We start from the raw sequence: 7,098 nt of genomic DNA, 5'->3' as shown, positions 1-7,098 counted from the left end.
GCCGCGACCAACAACCTTCGCTGGCGCTCGTCAAGCGCATCGCGCATTACTTCCCAGCGTTGACCAATGTGTAAATTAGTTACCATGCGTCAGAGAATATCCGATTACAAAATATTGCACAACTTATTTGTTAACGCTGCCTAAGTGGAATTGTCTCGAGTGGAAGTCAGGGTGGCGATGGTTCGAGGCCCGGGATGATGGAAGGCTGATCCGGAGTTGAGGAGTTGACGGCTGAGAACCCGCTGGGTAGAATCCGCACCGTCTCGTTGAAGCGGGGCAGCGTGGGGCCTTAGCTCAGCTGGGAGAGCGCAACACTGGCAGTGTTGAGGTCAGCGGTTCGATCCCGCTAGGCTCCACCAAAAAGTTATAAAGAATCAGCCGCTTGGCCTCATGGGTCAGGCGGCTTTTTCGTTCCCTGCCAGGATGTGATGCAGCCCACTGCATTCGACCATGGGATCATCGCAATTGACCACGATGTCGCTGTGGGCCAGCACATAGGCCTTGCCGGTAATGGTGTTTTCTATCACCCGATGCGATCCCTGCTGTTGCGTGCCGGTGAACTCGCCGATAAACCCGGTCTCGCGAAGCGAGACGGTTTCCAGCTTGTCACCGGGCTTGAGGCGACCCTCATGATGCATCAGTGCCAGCCGTGCCGAGGTGCCGGTCCCGGTGGTGCTGCGGCAGATCACGCCGGGGTGCACATAGGTGGTGGAGCGCGAGCGGTAGAAGTCGTCGGCGACCTGCTCCACCGGCCCCATGAAGTGCATGAAGGGCAGGGGACCGACGTCGCCCAGGGTGTAATGGGAAAAGTCGCGCTCGGCCTGTATCGCCTCGACGATCTTGTGGGCGCACTCGGCCAGTGCCCGCTCCTCCTCGCGCACCAGGGAGAAGCCCAGTTCGGTGGCGTCCACCAGGGCGTAGAAGCCGCCGCTGTAGGCGACGCTGTAGGTCACGTCGCCCAGGCCGGGCACATGGATGCTGGCGCGGTAGGTGTCGATATAGCTGGGTAGCCCTTCACAGGTGATCGACTCCACCACGCCGTTCTCGACCTTGGCCTCGATCTTCACAAGACCCGCCGGGGCCTCCAGGGTGAAATGCTGGATGCCTTCGCGCTTGGGCACGATGCCGGTCTCCAGCACCGCCGTGGCGGTGCAGATGGTGTTGGAGCCGGAGTAGATCGGGTAGCCCATCACCTCCATGATGATGTAGCCCGCCGCGGCCGCAGGATCGGTGGCGGGGACGATCAGGTCCACCGACATCTCGGGAATGCCGTGGGGTTCGAACAGCAGCAATTGTCGCAGGCCGTCGGCATCGTCGCGCAGGTATTCCATCTGTTGACGCACGGTGCTGCCGGGTAGGGGGGTGATCCCCCCGATGACGATGCGACTGACATCGCCACCGGCATGGGTGTCGATCAGCCGGATGAGGGGCGCATCGCGCTGGGCGTTTTGACTCATTGAATTTCCTCGGGGACAACGGTCAGGCGCGGGGTGTCAGGGCAAAGGGGGCGCCATGCTCGGACCATTCGGCGTCGGGGACGATCACGATCTTCCCCAGATAGTTGCTGCCGCGATTGACGAAGTAGCGTTCGGCATCGCGCAGTTCGGAGAGGCGGAAGGCGGCATGCAGTACCGGCCTGAGCTGGCCTGAGCGTATCCACTCCACCAGCTGCTCGGCCTCCTCGCGGGTGCCATGGGAGACGCCGAAGATCTGCACCTGATAGAGGTAGATGCGCGTCCACATGATCTCGCTGAGGTTCCCTCCGCTGGCCCCGGCGATGGAGAGACGGGGGTAGCTCGCGCGCCTGGCCATGTCGACGATCATGGTGTCGATGAAGCGGTCGGTCATCTCGCCGCCTACCAGGTCCATCACCGCATCGATGGGGGCGCCTGTGGTGGCCTCGAGCACCCGGTCGACGAAGGTCGGCAGGTCGCCGCGGTCGATGACCGCCTCGGCGCCCAGTGCCAGCAGGGCGTCGGCCTTGTCCGGCTGGCTCACGGCGTAGGGGATGGCGCCGACGATCCGGCACAGCTGTATCAGCGCCGTGCCCACGCCACCGCTGGCACCGGTGACGAGGACCCGCTCGCCGGATGCGACGCGGGCCGAGGTTATCATGTGATAGGCGGTCTGGTAGGAGCACATGCCCATGGCGGCGAGCTCGGCATCGGCGAGCCGCGGGTTCGGCACGTGGTGGAACTGGTCCGCAGGCACGGCGATGTACTCGGCGAATCCGCCGTCGGCGCCATGGCCGTAGTAGTCCGGCACCAGGTTGAGGTCGCGGCGATCATCGGGATAGAGGTTGAAGTCCAGCAGGCCGCGTTCGCCAATGCGAGAGGCCGGAACCCCCTCGCCCACGGCGACAACGCGACCGGCCACATCGGCCCCCTGGATGCGCGGGAAGGTCAGGGTCGGTGAGCCGCCCATGGCGAAGGAAGTGACCTCGCCCTTGTCCTTGGTCGGGTAGAGCCCCTCGCGGGCCTTGCGATCGGTATTGTTCTTCGCCGTCGCCGTGACCCGGACGAGGACCTCGCCGGGACCGGGTCGAGGTGTCGGGACGTCTTCTCGGTAGACCAGCCTGTCGAGGCCACCATGCCCGGTCAGCAGCATGGCCGCCATGGTGTCGGGAAGGAGTTCGGGTGCCGTCTGGGACATGGTGGAAGCTCGCCTCCCGTTCCCGGTGATCGATCCGGCAACGATACCAGACTCAGCCGTCTCAGGCGTAGTCGGCGGCGCCTTCGCCGAACATGTCGAACAGCAGGCCACGCCCCAGTGACGTCAGTACCAGACAGTCCTGATCATTGAAGATGGCGGCGTCGCTTCTCTCGAGGACTCGCTGGCAGAGTTGCCATTCTGGCGAGCTTTCGTTCAAGGCGTTGATCACTCCCCTGTCGAGACCCTTGTGAGGGACCGAAATGGCTTCCAGTGCATGCCCGTGTTGATAGAGGAGGGCCGCCATGGTGGTCAGGCATTGCCTCAGGCTACGTTGTAGTCCGGTCGTTGTGGAGGGTTCGCGTATCATGTCCGCAGTTCCTCGTATCGCGAGTTTGCTGCAGCGCATTATAACAGTCGGCCTTACTACGACCAAGGTCTAATGTCAGACATTGCCTGATGATGTCTCAGGTCTCGACATGTCCGAGTAACAGGAATTCGATCAGGGCCTTCTGTGCATGCAGGCGATTGCCCGCTTCCTGCCAGACCACGGCGCGAGGGTCATCCAGCAGGGTCTCACTGATTTCCTCGCCGCGGTGGGCCGGCAGGCAGTGCAGGAAGAGGACGTCGGGCCTTGCCGTGTCGAGCATCGACTCGGTGACCTGGAAGCCCGCGAAATCGGCCTCACGTTTGGCCTTTTCTTCCTCCTGGCCCATGGAAGCCCAGACGTCGGTGGTCACCAGGTCGGCATCGATCACTGCCTGGCCGGGGTCGTGGAACAGGGTCACGCGGTCGCCGGCCGCTTCCAGGATGTCGCGGCGCGGCTCGTAGCCCTTCGGGCAGCAGATGCGCAGCCGGAAGTCGAACTGTCGGGCGGCATTGATCCAGGAGTGACACATGTTGTTGCCGTCGCCGATCCATACGGCGGTGCGACCCTTGATGCTGCCCTTCAGCTCCGTCCAGGTCATGACATCGGCGAGCAACTGGCAGGGGTGATAGTCGTCGGTCAGGGCATTGATCACCGGCACAAGGCTGGCGGTGGCATAGGTCTCGAGTCCGGCGTGGGAGAAGGTGCGGATCATCACGGCATCCACCATCTCCGAGAGTACCCTGGCGGTGTCCTCGATGGGTTCACCCCGGCCAAGCTGGGTATCGCGAGGCGACAGGAAGAGCGCGTGGCCGCCGAACTGCGCCATGGCCGTCTCGAAGGAGACCCGGGTGCGGGTCGAGGACTTCTCGAAGATCATCGCCAGGGTCCTGTTGGCCAGGGGCGTGTAACTGGGGCCCTGGGTCCGCATCCTGTTCTTGATGGCGATGGCGCGCTGGATCAGGTAATGCAGCTCGTCGGGACTGAAGTCCAGCAGGGTCAGGAAGTGGCGGGTGGCCATGATATCGCTCCACGGAAAAAACGACCATCCTAGCCAGCCCCGGGGGGATGCGCAACGCGCCCGGCATCCGTACAATGGGCAGCCTCAACAAAGCCGACCGGAGCACTCGGGTATTTGCTCCTGACCTCTGGTCTCAACGGGAACCGAAAGGGAGACTCCCCATGAGCACGACCGTCGAGAACATCCAGAGTCAGATCAGCGAGAATCCCATCCTGATCTACATGAAGGGCACCCCCCAGCTGCCCCAGTGCGGTTTCTCCGCCCAGACCGTCCAGGCGCTAATGGCATGTGGTGCGCGTTTTGCCTTCGTCAATGTGCTGGACAACCCGGATATCCGTGCCGAGCTGCCCAAGGTCGGCAACTGGCCCACCTTCCCCCAGCTCTGGGTCGAGGGTGAACTGGTCGGTGGTTGCGATATCGTCGTCGAGATGCACCAGAACGGGGAGCTCGAGACCCTGGTCAAGGAGGCTGCCGTCCGTGCCGAGAGCAAGGAAGACGGCAACGCCTAGCTGAAAGTGCCCAGTCGCCGTAGGCACGGTAAGCGATAGCGCACCGGGCGTTGGTGGCAAGCACGTTCGCCGGATGCGCCTTCGGCTTATCCGGCCTATGAGCTCGGCGCTACGTCTCTTCCAGCCCCTGTTCCTTCTGGGCCAAGTCCCAGCCGCCGAGTTCCTTGTAGCGATTGACCATGGCGCAGAAGAGGTCTGCGGTGCGTTCGGTGTCGTAGCGAGCCGAGTGCGCGGCTTGGTTGTCGAACTCGATGCCCGCTGCGCGGCAGGCTCGAGCCAGTACCGTCTGCCCATAGATCAGGCCGCCGAGAGAAGCGGTGTCGAAACTGGAGAAGGGGTGGAAGGGATTGCGCTTGATGCCGGCCCTGGTCACGGCAGTGTTGAGGAAGCCGTGATCGAAGGCCGCGTTATGGCCGACGAGGACGGCCCGGGTGCAGCCGTGAGCCTTGATCGCCTTGCGTACCGGCCGGAATATCTCGCCGAGGGCCTCGGACTCCGAGATCGCGACCTGCCAACGGAGCGGGTCATCGAGTCGGATGCCGGTGAAATCCAGCGCGGATTGCTCCACATTGGCCCCCTCGAAGGGATGGATGTGAAAGGCATAGGTCGCGTCGCGCATCAGATTGCCGAGCGGGTCCATGGTCAGGGTCACCGCGGCGATTTCGAGGATGGCATCGCGCTCCGGGTTGAATCCCCCTGTTTCCAGATCCACCACCACCGGCAGAAAGCTGCGGAATCGCTTCGCCAGGAGTCCGCGGGCGATCGCCTCGCTCATGCACCTCTCCTTGTCCTTGAACAGGCTTGGGAAAGCCCGCCGCAGGCCGCGGCGGGTTCGAATCCGCGAAAGTCTAGCAGTTTGGTGGCGGGGCGTCCTGCCGGCGGTATTCGCCTTCCGCCTGGCGCGCTATAATCGTGTCCATCGGGCGGTTTGCCGTAGCCCGGAATCCATTGAAAAAACAAGGAGCTCCCGAATGTCCGATGTCAAGAAGGTCGTCCTCGCCTATTCCGGCGGCCTGGATACGTCCGTGATCGTCAGATGGTTGCAGGAAACCTATGACTGCGAGGTCGTGACCTTCACTGCGGATATCGGTCAGGGCGAAGAGGTCGCGCCGGCCCGTGCCAAGGCAGAGGCCCTGGGGGTCAAGGAGATCTACATCGAGGATCTCCGCGAGGAGTTCGTGCGTGACTACGTCTACCCGATGTTCCGGGCCAATACATTATACGAGGGGGAGTACCTGCTGGGTACCTCCATCGCCAGGCCGCTGATCGCCCGCCGACTGATCGAGATCGCCAACCAGACCGGCGCCGATGCCATCTCCCACGGTGCCACCGGCAAGGGCAACGACCAGGTACGCTTCGAGATGGGCGCCTATGCGCTCAAGCCGGGCGTCAAGGTCATCGCCCCCTGGCGCGAGTGGGACCTGACGTCCCGCGAGAAGCTCATGGCCTATTGCGAGCAGCACGAGATCCCGGTGGACTTCTCCAAGAGCAAGAAGAAGTCGCCGTATTCCATGGATGCCAACCTGCTGCACATCTCCTACGAGGGCGGCATCCTTGAGGATCCCTGGGTCGAGGCCGAGGAGGACATGTGGCGCTGGAGTGTCTCGCCGGAAGCGGCGCCGGATACCCCTACCTACGTGGAACTGACCTACGAGCGTGGCGATATCGTGGCCATCGACGGCACTCCGATGCGTCCCCATGAGGTGCTCGAGCGGCTCAACACCCTGGGCGGTGGCAATGGCATCGGTCGCCTCGACATCGTCGAGAACCGCTATGTGGGCATGAAGTCCCGTGGCTGCTACGAGACGCCGGGCGGTTCGATCATGCTGCGTGCCCACCGCGCCATCGAATCGATCACCCTGGATCGCGAAGAAGCGCATCTCAAGGATTCGCTGATGCCGAAATATGCCGAAGTGATCTACAACGGCTACTGGTGGAGCCCGGAGCGGCGCATGCTGCAGGCGGCCATCGACGAGACCCAGCACAACGTCTCCGGGGTGGTGCGCATGAAGCTCTACAAGGGCAATGCCATTCCCGTGGGTCGCAAGTCCGAGCAGTCGCTCTTCGATGAATCCATCGCCACCTTCGAGGACGATGCCGGTGCCTACGACCAGAAGGATGCCGAGGGTTTTATCAAGCTCAATGCCCTGCGCCTGCGCATCGCCGCCGGCAAGGGTCGTCGCCAGGATTGATGCCTTCCAGGAGGTTCCATGTTCAAGAAACTGCTGTCCGGCCTGCTGGGTTCGGGGAAAGAGACGCCCGCCCGGAGCTCGGCATCGGCATCCGTCGAGTACAAGGGTTACCTGATCGTTTCCGAGCCCGAGGACCAGGGTGGCCAGCTGCGGGTCAGTGGTTGGATCCGCAAGCCGGTCGGCGGTGGAGGACAGGACGCTGGTGAAGGACAGGAAGCCGAGATGCTCGAGGTTCGCTTCGATCGGTCGGACATGGTCTCCGACCGGGAGGCCTGCGACCAGATGATGATTCGCAAGGCCCAGCGTTACATCGACGAGGTCGGTGACGGTATGTTCAAGTCCCGTTAGGGGGAACCATGC

The 7,098-nt window shown here is 63.0% G+C and carries 8 protein-coding genes and 1 tRNA gene; 4 read left to right on the top strand and 5 right to left on the bottom strand.

From position 1 onward, the window contains the following. Positions 1-283: 283 nt before the first annotated feature. Positions 284-359, top strand: a tRNA-Ala gene (locus tag ACESMD_RS08345). 36 nt (positions 360-395) lie between these two features. Here ACESMD_RS08345 and ACESMD_RS08340 read toward each other — a convergent pair. The 4 genes from ACESMD_RS08340 to argF form a co-directional block, all read right to left on the bottom strand. Further along, entirely contained in the window at positions 396-1,457 is a 1,062-nt protein-coding gene (locus ACESMD_RS08340) for a proline racemase family protein (RefSeq protein ID WP_372612137.1), read from the bottom strand. 22 nt (positions 1,458-1,479) lie between these two features. After that, positions 1,480-2,652, bottom strand: a complete 1,173-nt coding sequence (locus ACESMD_RS08335; protein WP_372612135.1) for an alcohol dehydrogenase catalytic domain-containing protein — start codon at positions 2,650-2,652, stop codon at positions 1,480-1,482. 61 nt (positions 2,653-2,713) lie between these two features. Beyond that, complete coding sequence (locus ACESMD_RS08330) at positions 2,714-3,019, bottom strand: hypothetical protein (protein WP_372612133.1); 306 nt, start codon at positions 3,017-3,019, stop codon at positions 2,714-2,716. 97 nt (positions 3,020-3,116) lie between these two features. Further along, the gene (argF, locus tag ACESMD_RS08325) at positions 3,117-4,037 is read right to left on the bottom strand and encodes an ornithine carbamoyltransferase (protein ID WP_372612131.1); all 921 of its coding nucleotides are present in this window, start codon (positions 4,035-4,037) and stop codon (positions 3,117-3,119) included. Between the two features lie 161 nt (positions 4,038-4,198). On the opposite strand from argF, the gene grxD reads away from it, so the two are divergent. After that, complete coding sequence (grxD, locus tag ACESMD_RS08320) at positions 4,199-4,546, top strand: Grx4 family monothiol glutaredoxin (protein ID WP_372612129.1); 348 nt, start codon at positions 4,199-4,201, stop codon at positions 4,544-4,546. Positions 4,547-4,655: 109 nt separating this feature from the next. On the opposite strand, the gene rnt is transcribed toward grxD, so the two are convergent. Then, positions 4,656-5,321: a ribonuclease T gene (rnt, locus tag ACESMD_RS08315; RefSeq protein ID WP_372612127.1), complete on the bottom strand. Its 666-nt coding sequence runs from the start codon at positions 5,319-5,321 to the stop codon at positions 4,656-4,658. On the opposite strand from rnt, the gene ACESMD_RS08310 reads away from it, so the two are divergent. After that, positions 5,215-6,738: an argininosuccinate synthase gene (locus ACESMD_RS08310; RefSeq protein ID WP_372612125.1), complete on the top strand. Its 1,524-nt coding sequence runs from the start codon at positions 5,215-5,217 to the stop codon at positions 6,736-6,738. The two genes, rnt and ACESMD_RS08310, sit on opposite strands and share 107 nt — an antisense overlap. Positions 6,739-6,756: 18 nt before the next feature. Beyond that, positions 6,757-7,086, top strand: a complete 330-nt coding sequence (locus tag ACESMD_RS08305) for an HlyU family transcriptional regulator (RefSeq protein WP_372612123.1) — start codon at positions 6,757-6,759, stop codon at positions 7,084-7,086. Positions 7,087-7,098: the final 12 nt, after the last annotated feature.

It is taken from the genome of Halomonas sp. (assembly GCF_041689495.1).
Taxonomy (GTDB): Bacteria; Pseudomonadota; Gammaproteobacteria; order Pseudomonadales; family Halomonadaceae; genus Halomonas.
The sequence above is the reverse complement of the archived record's forward strand: the minus strand, read 5'-3'. Positions and strand labels throughout refer to the sequence as shown.